The organism is Vibrio sp. 10N.261.51.F11 (assembly GCF_041471665.1).
Lineage (GTDB): Bacteria > Pseudomonadota > Gammaproteobacteria > Enterobacterales > Vibrionaceae > Vibrio > Vibrio crassostreae_C.
In genome coordinates, this window is sequence record NZ_JBFROW010000021.1 from 32,509 (window position 1) to 51,936 (window position 19,428).

Here is a 19,428-nt window from a genome sequence, read left to right on the forward strand (position 1 = left end):
CAAAAAAATAAATAAAAAAAAGCCATGTATCAATAACTCTACATGGCTTTAATGAGGGCAACTTTACGCTGCCCTATCTGCTTGTCGGTTTAGACTAAAACTAAGCCCTCTCGATTAAATCGAGCTTTGGTCGAAGTCGTTGCCTTGATCCGTTCCAGTTTGAGAATCTGAATCGAAGCTTCCAGAGTCGTCCGTGAAGTCAACACCTTGATCTTGACCACCTGAACTTGTCCAGTCGCTGCCACCAGATTCCATACCCGCCATGTCCGGTTGCTGTTCTTGCGTAGAACCTTGCATGGTGTATTGATCATCGACCTCAACTTCAACAGAACCGCTAGCACCGTCTATTGAGCTACCCAATTCGTCGTAACCTTGGAATTGGATCTCGCTAGTACCTTCGTAACCTTCTGGGAGTTCGACAGATACAGGCTGCTCTAGGTTGCCACTGATTGTGAAGCTACCATCACCGTTATCCAGTGCATTGCTCACAGTAGCGCCCTCAGGTAGACCAGACATATCAGCGTAATCAACCGATTCGTTACCACTCACCTCATCTGGAATCGAGATAGAGATAGTATCGCCCGGTGCCGCGGTTACATCTGCTGTACTGTCTTCAGTTTCAGCATCTTGAGCTTGGTCATCAGCTTGTTGAGCCACTTCCACTTGTTGCTCTTCTGTTGCTTGAGCAGCTTGGACTTGTGGTTCATCACTTTGTACTGAATCATCTTCAACTTGGATGCTTAAGCTGTGACTTGATACTTCACCGCCGTCGTTAACTTCAACATTCATCGCTAAATTGCCATCGAAGTCTTCGTTCGGCCAGTAAGTCCACTCACCTTCACCTGATTCGGCAAAGAAGCCAGCATCGTTCGCGTCTGCAACATCAACAACTTGTGCAGAATCACTGACGCCTAACTCATCCACCAGCTGTGCATCCGTGATAGTTAGTGAACCATCATCAGCTAAGGTATAACCTTCGCTCGCCGCTGCTTCATCGCCACTTTGGATATCCACATTGAAGAAGCTTTCGATGCGATTTTCGCCATCGGTCGCTATAAACCCAACTTGAACATCGCCGGTGTAGTCTTCAGCAGGAGTGAATTGATAGTTACCTTGGTTATCGCTCTCAATTACGCCCTGACCTTCCATCAAGCTTACTGACTCAATGCTCAAGCTGTCGCCTTCTGCATCGCTCAGATTCGCTAACATGTCTTCATCAGTGAACGACAAGGTGGCATCCGCTGCGATTTCCGTCGTTGTGATGCTGTTAACTTCTGGTGCTGCATTCCCTTGCGAGTCACCTTCTTTCACGACTACGCCAGTTTGCTCATCATGAAGCACGCCATCTTTATCAACTACGTACGCAATGTCTGCTTCGCCCGTGAAGCCTGGTGCTGGTGTGAACGTCCAAGTGCCATCGCCATTATCGACAATCTCACCTTGGCTGCGGTCGGCAAGATGAACCAGTTTCACTTCATCATCGCTGTCTGCATCCACATTCTCAGCCAAACCAATTAGGTCGTCCGCCGTTAGGATGATGGAATCACCCGCCACAGTTTCGAAATCACCTGAATCGATACCATCATCAAACGCTTCCGGCTCATCTCCGTAATCAACCGTTGTTGCGCTTACGGTTACGAAGAACTCACCATGGAAGTCTTCAGGCGGCGTCATTTGAATGTTTGAGATATCCCAGTCGAACAGGTCGATGTATTGACCCGGCTCGGTGATCATCACGGTATTCACACCATCTGTTACCTCGAATCCAACAGGGAAACCTGTCATCACCAAGTTACTTAGTGTTTCTGAATCATCGACTAGGCCAACGTTCAGTCCCAAGTGACCCGTTTCATCTTCGCCGAAGACTAATGGACCGTCATGGTCAGTTGAAATAACCGCGCCATCTGCGACAGGACGTACGTACACAGGAACATCGAGAACCGTTTCGAACTCACCGTCACTCACGACAACTTGTAGGTCAGAAACACCCGCAAAGTCGCCTGTTGGTGTGAATGTCCAAGTACCATCACCGTTGTCTGTAACTTCTCCGCCATCTTCACCGTCTGCGGTGATAATGCGAGAAACAACAAGGTCTGCGGTATCAATGTCACCGAACAAGTTCATCAAGTCGCCAGCATCGAAGGTGAACGCGCCATCTTCGTCTGTGGTCATCATTGCGTTGCCGACATTGAATGGTGCGTCGTTAACCGGAATGACATCCACATTCAGCGAGCCATCAACCACTTCTTCACCGTCAGTAGCTTGATAACCGAGTTCTACTAAGCCATTAAAGTCTTGAGTAGTCACTAAGTGATACATGCCGTCTGGTTGCTGAGTTAAGGTCGCATTCGCTGGTGCTCGTACTGTGATGCTCTCAATGCTGATCTCGTCGCCATCAAGGTCTGTCACTTGACCCGCGATGTAAGCAGGGTCAATCACCATGACCACATCTTCTTCGCCTTGCATCTCAATGGTTGGCGCTTCAGGTGCATCATTCACTGGCGTAACATCGATGTTGCCGTCGACTGAAATTGTCTCTTGGCCATCGCTAACGTTAAACGTCATTGGCACATCGCCATTGAAGTTTTCGTTTGGTGTAAATGACCAAGTACCATCTTCGTTATCTAGCAACTCACCCAAGCTAGGGTCGATTTGTAGACCAGAAGCCGACAGCTCGTCTGCGGTGTTATCGATGTCGGTAGCTTGAGCTAACAACATGTCTTGTGTGATAAGAATGGTGCTGTCTTCGGCTGTGGTTAGTTTCACATCCTCAGATTCAGGTCCATCGTTCACAGCCAGAACTTCGATACCTGCCGTTGTTGTTGCCGTTGCACCGTCATCATCGGTCACGACCACATCTAGGCTGATATCACCATTAAAGTTCTCGTTTGGCGTGAAGGTCACAGCCCCATTATCGTTTTGAACCAAGGTGCCGTCAGAGCCTGAGTAAGTCACGCTTTCAAGTGACACTTCACCATCAACGTCAGAGCTATTAGCAATTAACTGCTCAGGGCTGATTGTGATGGTGCCATCTTCGTTCATTTGGTAAGACGTAGAACCCGCTACCGGCGCATCGTTAACATCCGTTACCGTCACACCAATATTGGCATCGAGTGTCTCAGTGCCATCAGTCACTGTGAAGCCTAGGTTGACATCGCCATTGAAGTTCTCGTTCGGAGCAAAGCTATAAGTGCCGTCACCGTTATCAGTGAACACACCTTCTGCGCCCGTGTAAGACACGTCAACGATAGACAAGTCATCGCCGTCAATGTCTGCAGTACCTGCTAGTAGGTCTGCATCCGTGAAGATTAGCGTTCCATCTTCCTCAACAGTAAAGTTTTGGTCTTCTGCTGTTGGTAGGTCATTGACTGGGTTAACCGTTAGGTCGACTCCAGCTTGAACAGTTTCAAGGCCATCTGACACATCGAAGCTCAAATCAATGTCACCGTTGAAATCAGCATCCGGAGTGATAGTAAATGAACCATCTTCGTTCGCTGTTACGGTCGCATTGTCACCTGCAGATAGGTTGCTTGCGGTTAGTGCATCACCATCAACATCGGATGCGTTAGCCAGCAACTGCTCTTGAGATAGCGTAATTGAACCGTCTTCATCAACCGAGTAAGCCACGTTTCCGGCCACTGGTGCGTCGTTAACTGCAATAACTTCAATACCAGCGGTAGTCTGAGCCGTTGCACCGTCGTCATCAATAACCGTCACATCAAGGTTGATGTCGCCGTTAAAGTTTTCGTTTGGTGCGAACGTTACCGACCCATCTTCATTTTGAACCAAGATACCGTCTGCACCTGAGTAGCTCACGCTATCAAGCGACACTTCACCGTCCACATCGGAGCTATTAGCAATCAACTGCTCAGGGCTCAATGTGATGGTGCCATCTTCGTTCATTTGGTAAGACGTTGCGCCTGCCACTGGTGCATCGTTAACGTCTGTTACCGTTACGTCGATGTTAGCATCGACCGTCTCTGTACCGTCAGATACTGAGAAGTCTAGGCTTACGTCACCGTTGAAGTTCTCGTTCGGTGCAAAGGTGTAGGTTCCATCGCCATTGTCGGTAAACACACCCTCTGCGCCAGTGTAAGACACGTCGGCAACTGAAAGCTCATCACCATCAATATCAGAAGCACCTGCTAGCAGTTGCTCGTCCGTAAAGGTAAGCGAACCGTCTTCTTCAATGGTGTAAGCGACATCTTCTACAACTGCGATGTCATTCACTGGATTCACAGTAAGGTCAGCCGTTGCAACAACCGTTTCAGTACCATCAGAAAGGTCGAAGCTTAGGTCAATATCGCCATTAAAGTCAGCATCCGGGGTAATGGTAAATGAACCATCATCGTTTGCCGTAACGGTCGCGTTATCACCGGCGGTTAGGTTGGCAGCGGTAAGATCATCGCCGTCCACATCCAATGCTTGAGCAAGCAGCTGCTCTTGGCTTAGTGTGATTGAACCATCTTCATCCACTGAGTAAGCCAAGTCACCTGACACTGGCGCGTCGTTAACCGCGATAACTTCAATACCCGCAGTGGTTTCAGCCGTTGCACCGTCTTCATCAGCAACGGTGACATCTAGGCTGACATTGCCGTTGAAGTTTTCATTTGGTGCGAAGCTGTAAGTACCATCACCATTGTCAGTAAAGATACCGTCTGCGCCTGAGTAGGAAACGTCGCTAACGGATACATCACCTTCAATGTCTGAGCTGTTCGCAAGAAGCTGTGCTTCAGAGATGGTAATCACGTTATCTTCGTCAACGCTGTAGGTCGTTGAACCTGCAACTGGCAAGTCATTAACGGCAATGACGTCGATACCTGCGGTTGTTTCAGCGGTTGCGCCATCTTCATCCATAACAGAGACATCAAGACTGATGTCACCGTTAAAGTTTTCGTTTGGAGCAAAGGTGTAAGTACCATCACCATTATCAGTGAATACACCATCAGTGCCGCTGTAGCTTACATCGCTGACAAACACTTCCCCTTCAACATCCGAGCTATTCGCTAGAAGTTGTGCATCGCTTAGGGTGATACTGCCGTCTTCTTCAACACTGTAAGTCGTAGAACCCGCTACCGGTACGTCGTTGATTGGAACCACTTGAACATCAATATTCGCCGATACAACATCTGTACCATCACTCACATCGTAAGTTAGGTCGACATTACCATTGAAGTTCTCGTTTGGAGCAAAGGTATAAGTACCGTCGCCGTTATCCGTGAACACACCGTCTGTACCTTCGTAGTTAACCGACTCGACAGAAAGGTCATCGCCATCAATATCCGTTGCACCAGCCAATAGCTGTTCATCGGTAAAGGTCAGCGAACCATCTTCATTAATGGTGTAGTCGTGGTCGTAAATTACAGAAAGGTCGTTAACTGCTGTTACGGTCACGTCTAGTTCCGCTGGAGTAACCCCACCGTTGCCATCGTCTACGTTGTAGCTAATCGAGAATTCACCATTGAAGTTCTCTTCCGGTGTAATGGTGTAAGTACCATCACCATTGTCAGTGATAAGAGCGTTCTCAATGGAAACATCTCCAACACTTGGTTCGTTACCACCCGTTTCACCAGAATCATCACCTTCCTCGCCGGTTAGCAATTCAGAGATATCAATGCCGTTTTCATTCGCGAGCGCTTCTTCTGCCGTTGGTAAATCAAACGCATTCTCGCTGCCTACATCTTGGCTTGGAACAATAACGCCGTTCACGATATCAAATACATGCCAGTGGTCACCCGATGGGCTTTCAGATAAATCAGGGCTAAAGGTTTCAACCAATGTATCGCCAACAAATACCTGAACCTGTACATCTTCAACACCATCTACATCCCAACTTCTGCTGGTGTAGTTGTGTACTGAATAGTGCATGTCAGCATCTTGATAATTTGGAATAGTGATGGTTTCAGGACCACCGCCATTCGTGTCATCTACATCTTGCTGAACGACATTACCTTCACCCAAATCATGGCTCATGTCGCGATAGTAAATATGGTCTAGCTCACTGCCATTCTCTGTATCGTAGAGCCATAGGTGGTTGTCCATATCACGTGGACTGTCACCCCATGTGACCACGATACGCATATCTGTTTCTTCAAGGACTTCAGATATTGCAGTCACGCCACCATTGGTATCTTCGCCTGCTGGAACTAGGAAGCTGCTAGTAATTGAGCCTTCTTGTTCAATCGTAACGGTACCTTGGTCAACAACTGGACCGCTCACAGAGTAGTTACCAGATTGATCGGTCACCGCTGTGTAAGAATGACCTGCGTTGTCGGTTAGCGTAACATCCGCACCTGCGATTGGATTGCCAGTTTCAGCATCCAACACTGTACCGGTTACGGTTGTTTCATCGCCCTGCTCTCCGATAATTGCGGTCATGTCATCGTCTTCGATGTCAGTCGCGAATTGTAGGAGCTCTTCTTGAGTAATGGTGTATGAACCGTCTTCTTCAATGGTTATCGCCACATCAGCAGAAACAATTGGCGCGTCGTTAACTGGGTCAACGGTTAAGCCTAAGTTAGCGGCAATTGGTGTGTCGCCATCGCTGATGCTGTAGGCAACATCGATGTAGCCATTGAAGTTTTCGCTTGGAGTGATTGAGAACGTGCCATCGCCATTGTCGACAATCGTTGCATCGTCGCCCACTAAGGTTAAGTCGGAAGCGACAAGGTCATCGCCCTCAATATCAGCGGCATTCGCAAGTAACTGCTCCTGCGTGATAGTGATGACATTATCTTCATCAACGTTCGCATAAACATCAGATGTCGTTGGCAAGTCGTTGACTGGGTTTACCGTCAGATCGGCGTTCGCCACAATCGACTCGGTGCCGTCCGAAATATCAAAGCTTAGGTCGATATCGCCATTGAAGTTCGCATCTGGCGTTACCGTAAAGGTGCCATCGCCATTATCAACAACGGTTGCATTATCGCCTGCGCTTAAGTTGCTTGCGGTCAGATCATCGCCATCCACATCAGATGCTTGAGACAGCAACTGCTCTTGAGTCAGAGTAATCGAACCATCTTCATCAATGCTGTATGCCAAGTCACCCGATACTGGTGGATCATTAATTGGAAGAACATCAATACTTGCGCTGGTGGCTACTGTCGCACCGTCTTCATCTGTCACCACTACATCGAGGCTAACATCGCCATCGAAGTTTGCGTTCGGTGCAAAGCTGAATGTGCCGTTGCCGTTGTCAGTAAAGATACCGTCAGCGCCTGTGTAAGTAACACTATCAATCGCCACTTCACCTTCAATATCAGAAGAGTTCGCCAACAGTTGCTCTGCACTGATGGTGATAACTTCATCTTCGTTGACTGAGTAGCTGGTTGAGCCTGCGATTGGCGGATCGTTCACCTCAAGTACGGTGATTCCCGCGGTGGTCGCTTCTGTTGCCCCTTCTTCATCGGTAACAACAACCGCTAAGCTCACATCACCATTGAAGTTCTCGTTTGGCGAGAAGGTGTAAGTGCCGTCACCGTTGTCTTCGAACACACCGTCACTGCCAGTGTAAGTCACGCTATCAATCGCAACCTCACCTTCAATATCTGAAGAGTTGGCTAATAGCTGTTCGTTACTGATCGTGATTGAGTTGTCTTCATGCACAGTGTAAGACGTGCTACCCGCCACTGGTGGATCGTTCTCAGGCGTCACGCTCACATCAATGTTGGCTTGAACCGTATCCGTGCCATCTGACACATCAAAGCTGAAGTTCACATCACCATTGAAGTTCTCGTTTGGCGCAAAGCTGTAGCTTCCGTCACCATTGTCGGTAAGCACACCATCAGCACCCGTGTATGTCACACCTTCGACTGTTAGGTCATCACCTTCAACATCCGTTGCACCTGTTAGCAGGTCAGCGTCAGAGAAGTTAAGAACCCCATCTTCACCAATAGTGAATGCTTGGTCTTGTAGCTCTGGCGCATCATTGACAGGTGTTACCGTCAAGTCTAGGCCTGCAGCAACCATGTCTTCCCCATCGGTTACATCGTAACTAAATTCGATATTACCGTTGAAGTTTTCACTCGGTGTAATGGTGAAGCTGCCATCGTCGTTCATTTGAACGGTCGCATTTTCATCATTGGTAGTTAGGTTGATTGCTGATAGGTCATCACCATCAATGTCAACAGCGTGCTCTAGCAACTGCTCTTGAGTTAGCGTGATGCTGTTATCTTCGGCTGTCACGGCACTGATATCACCATCAACTTCTGGAGCATCGTTCGCTGGCGAAATGTGAATCGTCACATCTTGTGTTGCCGTTGCGGTGGTGCCCGTATCAACATCAGTCGACGTCGCATTCACGGTTAGAACCACATCCCCATTGAAGTCACCTGAAGGGATAAACTCTAGCCCTTCTAGCTCACCTGGTTGCAATGACCATGTACCATCACCGTTATCAGTACCTGCAGAAAGCGAGCTGCCTTCCGGCACATCTTCAATCAAAATAGCAAGGTTTTCTGAACCATCGGTATCGGTTAGAGCGGCATCAATATCGAGTGGTACAGGTGTATCTTCGGTACCAATGATTTGGTAATCCGCGTCAGACACTGTGATTTCGATGTTGTCGATACCAAACGACTCATCACTCACACCTTGGTTCAAGGTTGAACCGAAGCCTAACTCAAGTTGGCCGTCTTCAACGGGTACCGTTAGGTTGATTTGGTGCGCTTGGTCGTTCCAACCGCTGAAGCCTTCACCTTGCGACACGCCGTGAACAACTTCACCCACTTCATTGCCCGCTGAATCGTACAATGTTGTAGTGCCATCTTGAGTTTGGAACGCCGAGTTGTCTAACGAAGTTAGCTCTTCGCCGCCGACAAAGATTTGGAATGACTCACCATCCCAAGAATCAATTTCGTAGAAACTGAACGAGATATTAACTTCGCTCACATCACTTGGAATGTCGTAAGTTTTGCTGACTGCTTCATCGCCACCAGTGCCACCAATACGACCTAGCATGTCACCTGATTCGAAGCCTTGTGAGCTTTCAGTACCGGTATTCCAACCGTTTGATCCAGACTCGAAGTTGTCTGACGCAATCACTAGGTCAGACGCAATCGACAGCTCTGGCATATCAACCACAGATTGAACATCAATTGTCGCTTCTGCTGGTACTGTCGCTGTACCGTCATTCACGTCGAACGTCACATTTACATTGCCGTCGAAGTTTTCATTCGGTGCGAATGTGTAAGTACCGTCGCCGTTATCAACCAAAGTACCGCTATCTGAAGCCACATTTTCAACCGATAGGTTATCGCCATCAATGTCGCCCGCATTTTGCAGCAGTTGCTCTTCTGTGAAGGTAAAGCTGGTGTCTTCTTGAGTCACAAATTGTGGCTCACCTACTGTTGGCAAGTCATTAACTGGGTTAACCGTTAGGTCAGCTGTTGCTTGAAGCGTCGCATCACCATCGGTAATGTCGAAGTTCAAATCAATGTCGCCATTGAAGTTCGCATCTGGCGTGATAGTGAAACTACCATCATCGTTTGCAGTAACTGTCGCATCACCACCAACGGTCAGGTTAGCCGCTGTTAAGTCATCGCCGTCAACATCGCTCGCTTGAGCAAGTAATTGCTCTTGGCTCAAGGTAATTGAACCATCTTCGTCCACGCTGTACGCCAAGTCGCCCGATACCGGAGCATCGTTAACAGGCAGAACATCAATGCTTGCGTTGGTCGCTACGGTTGCGCCGTCTTCATCAGTAACGACAACATCAAGGCTTACATCGCCATCGAAGTTAGCGTTAGGTGCGAAGCTGAATGTTCCGTCACCATTGTCGGTAAAGATACCGTCTGAACCTGTGTAGTTAACGCTATCAATCGCCACTTCACCTTCGATATCAGAAGCATTCGCCAACAGTTGCTCTGAACTGATGGTTATAACTTCATCTTCGCTGACTGAATAGCTGGTTGAGCCTGCGATTGGTGGATCGTTCACCTCAAGTACAGTAATACCCGCGGTGGTCGCTTCAGTTGCGCCCTCTTCATCAGTAATGACAACATCAAGGCTAACTTCGCCGTTGAAGTTTTCGTTTGGCGAGAAGGTGTAAGTACCGTCACCATTGTCTTCAAAAACACCATCAGCGCCAGTGTAAGTCACGCTATCGACTGCCACATCACCTTCAATGTCCGAAGAGTTAGCAAGTAACTGTTCGTCGCTGATGGTAATTGAGTTGTCTTCATGAACGGTGTAAGACGTGCTACCTGCAACAGGTGGATCGTTCTCTGGTGTCACGCTGACATCAATGTTGGCTTGAACCGTATCCGTGCCATCTGACACATCAAAGCTAAAGTTCACATCACCATTGAAGTTCTCATTTGGCGCAAAGCTGTAGCTTCCGTCGCCATTATCAGTAAGAACACCGTCCGCACCTGTGTAAGTCACGCCTTCAACCGATAGGTCATCCCCATCAATGTCGGTCGCACCTGTTAGCAAGTCTTCATCTGTGAAGTTCAAGATGCCATCTTCGCCAATGCTGAACGTTTGATCTTGTGGTTGTGGAAGGTCATTAACTGGATTAACGGTTAGGTCAGCCGTCGCAACCAGCGTATCTGTACCGTCGCTAATGTCGAACGTTAGGTCAATGTCACCATTGAAGTTCGCATCTGGCGTAATGGTAAAGCTGCCGTCATCGTTAGCAACAACCGTCGCGTCTCCATCAACAATCAAGTTAGAAGCAGTCAGGTCGTCGCCATCTACATCGCTTGCTTGAGAAAGAAGCTGCTCTTGGCTCAAGGTAATCGAACCGTCTTCCTCTACGCTGTATGCCAAGTCTCCTGATACTGGAACATCATTGATTGGCAGGACATCAACCGTAATATGAGTATCAACTTGAGCGCCGTCTTCATCTTGAATGGTCACATCCAACTGCACTTGGCCGTTGAAGTTTTCATTCGGAGCGAAGCTACATGTACCGTCACCATTGATTGAGAAGATACCGTCTGGGCCATCGTAGTTGATCTCAACAAGCTCAACATCACCTTCAATATCAGAAGCGTTCAGCAGAACTTGAGACTCATTGAAAGTCAGTACTGAATCTTCATCGATGGTGTATGACGTTGGGCCAGCAACTGGCGGATCGTTCACTTCTAGAACCGTAATGCCCGCTGTAGTCGATACGGCTGCATCGTCTTCATCCACAACAACCACATCAAGGCTAACTTCGCCATTGAAGTTCTCGTTTGGAGAGAAGGTATATGTGCCGTCACCGTTGATTTCTAGAACACCGTCACTACCACTGTAAGTCACGCTATCAATCGCCACTTCACCTTCGATATCCGAAGAGTTCGCTAGCAGTTGTTCGTTACTGATTGTAATAGAGTTGTCTTCATGAACCGTGTAAGACGTACTACCCGCAACCGGAGGGTCATTCTCTGGCGTAATGTTCACATCAATGTTAGCGGTTACCGTATCGGTACCATCTGATACATTGAACGAGAAGTTCACATCGCCATTGAAGTTTTCGTTTGGCGCGAAGCTGTATGTGCCATCGCCATTGTCGGTTAGGACACCATCTGCGCCAGTGTAAGTTACACCTTCAACACTTAGGTCGTCCCCTTCAATGTCCGTTGCACCTGTTAATAGGTCTTGGTCATTGAAGGTTAACACGCCATCTTCGCCGACTGTGAATGCCTGGTCTTGTGCTTCTGGACCATCGTTCACTGGTGAAACCGTTAGCTCTAGGTTGGTAGAGACAACATCATCACCATCAGACACATCAAACGTAAAGTTAACATCGCCATTGAAATCAGCTTCTGGCGTTAATGTGTACGTTCCATCACCGTTATCGGTAATCGTAACGCTCTCATCATCGGTTGCTAAATTCAGAGCCGTCAGCTGATCGCCATCGAGATCACGAGCATTAGCTAACAAGTCTTCTTGCGTAATGGTGATAGAACCATCTTCTTCTACTGTTGCTGCAACAGGCAGCGCTTCAGGTGCGTGCTCAATGTGCGCGCCTGTCGCGTTAATGTAGATGGTTTGAGAGACCGTTTCAGAATCATCATTCGATAGCTCTGTTGCGGTTGCAGTTACATGAACTTCAAGCTGTTCGTTGAAGTCTTCTGGTAACTGGATTTGTAGTGAATTTTCGATAGCCGTTGTCGGTAAGTTCACCGTACCATCAGGGCCAACGGTCACTTCACCGCTGTAGATTTGGCTGTTCACTTCACCCACATCGATTGTGAAGTTGAAATCTGTGTAGTCAGCATCACCGCCGCCATACAAATCTTCAAAGCCGTAAACCAGCTCGCCGTCTTCATTAACCGTAGTGCGAGTATGTTCGATACCATCTTGGTTTAGCTGAGAGCTTGAACCACCATGGAAGATCGCGTCACCATTCTGGCCTTGAACCACGGTCTCAGTGCCATCTGCCGCAACAAAGACAAGTTGAGGATCAACCGTATCCATGTTCGCAGGCGAACCATCCTCAGCACGGAACTCGTACTGACCGTCTTGCATCGCATCAAAGTCGTTGTGCTGATGTCCGTTTGGAATTAAGAACAGGTTAAAGCTCTCACCTTCCTCGACTTGGAAGCTGAACTGATCTTGTCCAGGGACAAGGTCACCGCCGCCACCCACTTGTGATGCATTCTCGTAGACAACTTCAACACCTGTGATGTTGCCGTCTTCATCGACTTTGTAGTAACCCGCTGCGTTTTGGTATCCCGCGGTTTCGCCTTCAAACGTTACTGTGATTTCAGTATCGTTGTAACTGGTGATACCGTTTTCTTGGTCATTCAGAACGCCTTCGTTATCGTATTGGATAACCGACCCTTCTGGTACACCATCTACTGTTACCGTCAGTGTTTCTGATAGATCTTGGTCTACTAGCGCAGCCGCAATATTAAGCTCAACAATGCCGCCGGGCTCAACCAAAATAGCTTGGTCATCAACGTTAACGCCGTCGCCATCGGTTATCACAAGATCCGGCGCATCCGCGACTGCTTCAATATGAACGTTAAGGTCTTGTTCAACCTCATCCGTACCGTCTGTTACCGTAAAGCTGAACTGCAGATCACCACTGAAGTGCTCTTCAGGAACGAAGCTGAACGTGCCGTCACCATTGTCGGTGACTGTGCCTTCATCACCAGAGTAATTGATGCTAGTAACGCTTAGGTCGTCGCCATCAATATCAATCGCACCACTCAACAGATCTTCTTGAGTGAACAGGATGCTGCCATCCTCTTCGATGTGGTACATGCCTGGGGCAACAATTGGAATGTCATTCACCGGATTCACGGTCAATGTCATATCATTAGACGTGCTCAGCTCACCATCGCTCACCTCATAAGTGAATGCAATATCACCGTTGAAGTTTTCAGAAGGTGTCACTGTGTACGTGCCATCACCATTGTCTACAATGCTGGCGTTCGGATCATTGGTTTCAAGCGAAGAAGCAAATAGCTCATCGCCATCTTGGTCGCTCGCGTTCTCCAACAGCATTTCTTGTGTAACGAGGATTGAACCATCTTCGTCGACATCTGCCACCATCGGTGTCGCTTCTGGCGCATCGTTGACGAACTCAACTTTTAGGTCGATGTTTGCGGCAACCACATCAGTGCCATCGCTCACATCAAACGCTAAGTCAACATTACCGAAGAAGCCTTGCTCTGGTGTTAATGTGTATGTTCCGTCACCATTGTCTGTGACTTCTACCGTGTCGCTTGCGCTCGTTACATTCACAACTGACAGTTCATCACCTTCAACGTCTGTCGCTTGTGCTAATAGTTCAGCTTCGGTAATGGTAATCGCTTGACCGTCTTCCGTAGTGAAAGACATGTCAGGCACGTCTGGAGCATCGTTGATAGGGTTTACGGTTAGGTTGAGGTCAGCCGCAACAGTTTCGATCGCGTCAGTGACATCATAAGTAAACTCAATCTCACCAAAGAAATCTGCACTTGGTGTAATAGTGAAGCTACCGTCTGGGTTTTCTACAACAACCGCATTTGGATCGTTGGTCGCTAAGTTAACGGCTTCAAGGTTGTCGCCATCGACATCCGTCGCATTCGCTAACAGATCCTCTTGAGTGATAGTGATTGAACCATCTTCATCAACAGCGGCTTCAATTGGACCACCAACCTCTGGGCCTTCATTGACAATTTCAACGTCAACTCTTGCTGTACTTGGTGCGCTTGCTTGGCCATCACTGATATCGAAAGTCAGATTCACTTCACCGTAGAAGTCTTCTGCAGGTTCGAAGGTAAAGGTATTATCACCGTTATCCGTTAACGTACCTTGCGTTTGGTCTGCAAGTAATAGGTTTTCGACATGAAGAATGTCGCCATCAACATCGGTAGCACCAGACAATAGGTCTTTCGCTTCGATGATCATGGAGCCGTTTTCAAGCATTTGGGTGTGCAATGGTTCACCCGGAACCGGCACATCATTGACTGGTACGACCGTTAGGTCTAGATGCGTTGCAACTTCATCAGTTCCATCAAACACCTTGTAGTCGATGTCGATTTCACCATTGAAGTTTTCATTCGGCATGAAGGTAAACGTACCATCGCCGTTATCAACTAGCTCACCGTTATCACCACCGTAAGTGATGTCAGAAATAGACAGCGTATCGCCTTCCACATCTGTGGTGTTCGCTAGCAAGTCATCTGCACTGAACGTGATACCTTCATCTTCATCTGTCGATAGAACAATCGGGCCAGAAACGATTGGCGCATCATTTACTGATTCGAAATTGATATTGATGATATTGCTGTCTGTCAGCTCACCATCGGTAACTTGGTAACCAAGTTCGATTTCACCATGGAAGTTTTCATCCGGTGTTACCGTCCAAGTGCCATCACCATTATCGGTGAGTGTTGCATGCTCTGAGTTTTCACCCACTAGCTCTAGATTTTCAATATCAAGGTCGTCGCCATCAATATCAGATGCTTGCGCCAGTAGTTGCTCTTCGGTAATCACAACCGAAGCAAACTGGGCAGAACCATCGGTATCGACAGTAATATTCGGAAGATCAGCCGTTAACTCGATTTCGTTGTCACCCGCATGGATATTCAACTCAACCGTTTCAGTAATCTCTGAACCATCTACACCAATCGATGTAAACACCGCTTCATCATGACAAGTTTGTGACACTGTCATGTTTTGAACCACGTAAGTACCATTACCTTGCACGGTACCAAGCTCAAAGTAGGACACTGGTTGATCAACCGTTAGCGTGTAATCTGTCTCGAAAGTACCACGGTCTTCTTTGTGGTAAGTCATCGAGTCAATTAGGTCGCCATCCTCATTGAACGCTTTGATTTCTACTTCTGTAAAGTGACGAGACTCTTCCATGAACCAGCCACCCAAACCATCTAGGTGGAAACTGATTTCATTGATGTCTTGACCTTCAACTGAAACCGTCAGTTTCTCATCACCACTTAAGCCTTGGCGGTCAGTATCACCGATACCATGACCAATGTGGGTGTTGCCATTCCAGGCACCAAGAGGGTCATCGTTACTTTGAACAGTTACCGTTAAGTCACCATCTGAGAACTCACGCGTATAAGGGTCAACTTCTGTACCCCAATCATCCACACTCGCGTTATCGTCAAACGTACCGATTTGTGTGGTGTGTGTACCTTCAGCAAGAGCATCTTCACTTGGAACAAAGCGCACTTCGGTATCTGCAGGAACTTCTTGTCCTACTTCCAGTACCACCCATTCGTCATTCACATTTGCTTCAATGATGCCGTTTTCTGGCGCTTGGTCTAAACGTAGTGCTGGTTCTTCACGAAGTGTCACACCAACTGTTTGGTCTTCTTGCGCTTGGATGAAGATTTCATCGCCCGCTTCTGGCGCATCGTTGACAGGGTTAACCGTCAAGTCGAGTGTCGTCAGAACTTCATTCTCACCATCACTGATGCTGTATGTGAAGTCCAACTCGCCATTGAAGTTTTCTGTGTGCGTAATAGTGAATGAACCATCGTCATTAGTAACAATTGTCGCATCTGGATCGTTGGTTTGTAGGTTAGATGCCGTTAACTCATCACCTTCAACATCGGTCGCATTAGCGAGTAACTGCTCTTGAGTAATGGTGATTGAATTATCTTCATCGACTTCAGCCTGAATGCCCGAAGTTTCAGGTCCGTCATTCACAGCGATAACATCGATGCCAGCGGTTGTGGTTGCGGTTGCACCGTCTTCGTCAACGACAACAACGTCTAGTGAAATATCACCATCGAAGTTTTCATTTGGCGTAAAGGTGTAAGTACCATTGCCATTATCAACAAATGAGCCGTCATCACCGGAGTACGATACTCCAGACAGTGAAACATCGCCTTCTACATCGGAAGAGTTTGCCAATAATTGCTCATCACTGATCGTGATTTGCCCATCTTCTTGAACTGTGTAAGATGTCGAGCCCGCTACCGGTGGATCATTCTCAGGCGTTACGCTGACATCAATAACAGCTGATGTTGAATCAGTACCGTCAGAGACATCGAATGAGAATTGAACATCACCATTGAAGTTCTCGTTTGGAGCAAAGCTGTATGTGCCGTCGCCATTATCGCTAAGAACACCATCTGCACCTGTGTAGAGCACGTTTTCAATCGACAGTTCATCACCATCAATATCCGACGCGCCTGCAAGCAGGTCTGCATCGGTGAAGAGTAACGTACCGTCTTCTTCAATCGTGAACTGTTGATCTTGCGCTTGTGGCAAGTCATTAACCGGATTCACGGTAATGTCTAGGCCAACTTGAACTGAACCACCATCGTTATCGATGATATCGAAGTTCAGATCTAGGTCACCGTTGTAATCTGCGTTCGGTGTGATGGTGTAGCTGCCATCATCATTGTGTTGGATGGTCGCATTTTCATCAGTAGATAGATTGATAGCTTCTAAGTTATCGCTATCGATATCACCTGCTCTTGCTAGCAATTGCTCTTGGCTTAGCGTGATGGAGCTATCTTCATTGATGGTGTAAGCCAAATCGCCCGATACTGGCGCATCATTGATTGGCAATACATCAACGTTAATGTGTGTTTCAACCGTTGCGCCATCTTCATCTTGAATGGTCACACCCAGTTGAACCTGACCATTGAAGTTTTCGTTGGGTGCAAAGCTGCATGTACCATCACCATTTACAGTGAAGATACCGTCAGAGCCATCGTAGTTAATGCCAACAAGTTCTACATCGCCTTCGATATCCGAAGCATTCACAAGAATCTGAGATTCACTGAACGTCAGAACCGAATCTTCGTCAATGGTGTATGACGTTGGACCCGCAACTGGTGGATCGTTCACTTCAAGAACGGTAATACCTGCTGTGGTTTCATCAATTGCACCTTCTTCATCTGCAACAATCACATCAAGGCTGATATCACCGCTGAAGTTTTCATTAGGAAGGAAGGTATAGCTGCCATCGCCGTTATCTTGGAACACACCATCAGTGCCACTGTAAGTCACAGTATCAACCGACACCGCACCTTCAATATCCGAAGAGTTAGCTAGCAACTGTTCATCAGAAATTGTGATGGCATTGTCTTCATTGACCATGTATGAGGTTGAACCCGCAACTGGCGGATCGTTCTCAGGAGTCACACTCACATCAATGTTAGCGCTAACGGTTTCTGTGCCATCAGACACATCGAAACTGAAGTTCACATCGCCATTGAAGTTTTCATTTGGCGCAAAGGTATAAGTACCATCACCGTGGTCGGTCAGTACGCCATCACCACCTGTATAGCTAATACCTTCAACGGTTAAGTCGTCGCCATCAATATCGGTGGCACCGGTAAGTAAGTCGGCGTCTGTAAATTGAAGCGTACCGTCTTCTGCGATACTGAATTGTTGGTCTTGAGGAACCGGCAAGTCATTAACTGGGTTAACAGTAAGATCGGCGGTTGCTTGAACCGTGTCAGTACCGTCAGTGATGTTGAATTGAATATCAATGTCACCGTTGAAGTTTTCATCTGGCGTAATCGTGAAACTGCCGTCATCGTTAGCTACAACCGTCGCATCACCACCAACTGTTAAGTCACTTGCGGTTAGATCTTCGCCTTCTACATCGGACGCTTGAGACAACAGCTGATCTTGGCTCAGTGTGATTGAACCATCTTCGTTAACGTTGTAAGCCAAATCACCAGACACTGGCGCATCATTGATTGGTAATACGTCAACATTGATGACGGTTTCCACTTCTGCACCATCTTCATCACGAATGGTGACATCAAGCTGAACTTGGCCATTAAAGTTCTCATTTGGAGCGAAGCTGCAAGTGCCGTCACCATTTACTGAGAAGATACCCTCAGGGCCATCGTAGCTAATACCAACAAGATCAACATCCCCTTCTACATCTGAGGCGTTAAGCAACACTTGAGACTCACTGAAGGTAAGTACTGAGTCTTCATCAATGGTGTAAGACGTAGGGCCTGCAACCGGCGGATCGTTCACTTCAAGAACATTGATGCCCGCGGTCGTTGAGTCGGTCGCACCATCTTCATCAGCAACAACCACATCCAGTGCAATTTCACCGCTGAAGTTCTCATTTGGCGAGAAGGTGTAAGTGCCGTTACCATTGATTTCGAGGACACCGTCGCTACCAGAGTAAGTCACGCTGTCTATCGATACATCACCTTCAATATCTGAAGATGTTGCCAATAGTTGTGCATCAGAAATGGTAATCGAATTATCTTCATTCACCGTGTAGGACGTTAAGCCCGCAACAGGCGGATCGTTCTCAGGAGTCACGCTAACATCAATGTTTGCAGACACGGTATCGGTACCGTCTGACACATCGAAGCTAAAGCTCACATCACCATTGAAGTTTTCGTTTGGAGCAAAGCTATATGATCCCTCACCCAAGTCAGTCAGTACGCCATCAGTGCCTTCATAAGTGATGCCCTCAACCGTCAGGTTATCACCTTCAACGTCTGTCGCGCCTGTAAGCAGATCCGCGTCTGTGAACTGTAAAGTACCGTCTTCTGCAATACTGAACTGTTGATCTTGAGGGACTGGCAGGTCGTTAACTGGGTTAACCGTTAGGTCAGCTGATGCTTGAACCGTATTGGTGCCATCAGAGATATCGAAACTGATATCAATGTCGCCATTGAAGTTCTCATCTGGCGTGATGGTGAAACTGCCATCATCGTTAGCTACAACCGTCGCATCACCACCAACCGTTAGGCCGCTAGCAGTAAGGTCATCGCCTTCAACATCTGACGCTTGCGATAGCAATTGCTCTTGGCTTAAACGGATAGAACCGTCTTCATCGATTGAGTACGCTAAGTCACCAGACACTGGCGCATCATCAACCGCTGTAACACTCACATCGATGTTGGCAGAGACCGTATCGGTGCCATCTGACACATCGAAGCCGAAGTTTACGTCACCATTGAAGTTTTCATTTGGTGCGAAGGTGTATGTGCCATTACCGTTGTCGGTAAGAATACCGTCGCCACCGTCGTAGGTCACACTTTCAAT

1 protein-coding gene is annotated in these 19,428 nt (G+C 47.6%); it reads right to left on the reverse strand.

Features of this window, described 5'->3' with window-relative positions:
• Positions 1 to 114: 114 nt before the first annotated feature.
• Positions 115 to 19,428: tandem-95 repeat protein (locus tag AB4351_RS07735; RefSeq protein ID WP_372125573.1), on the reverse strand; the 19,314-nt coding region annotated here is incomplete at its 5' end.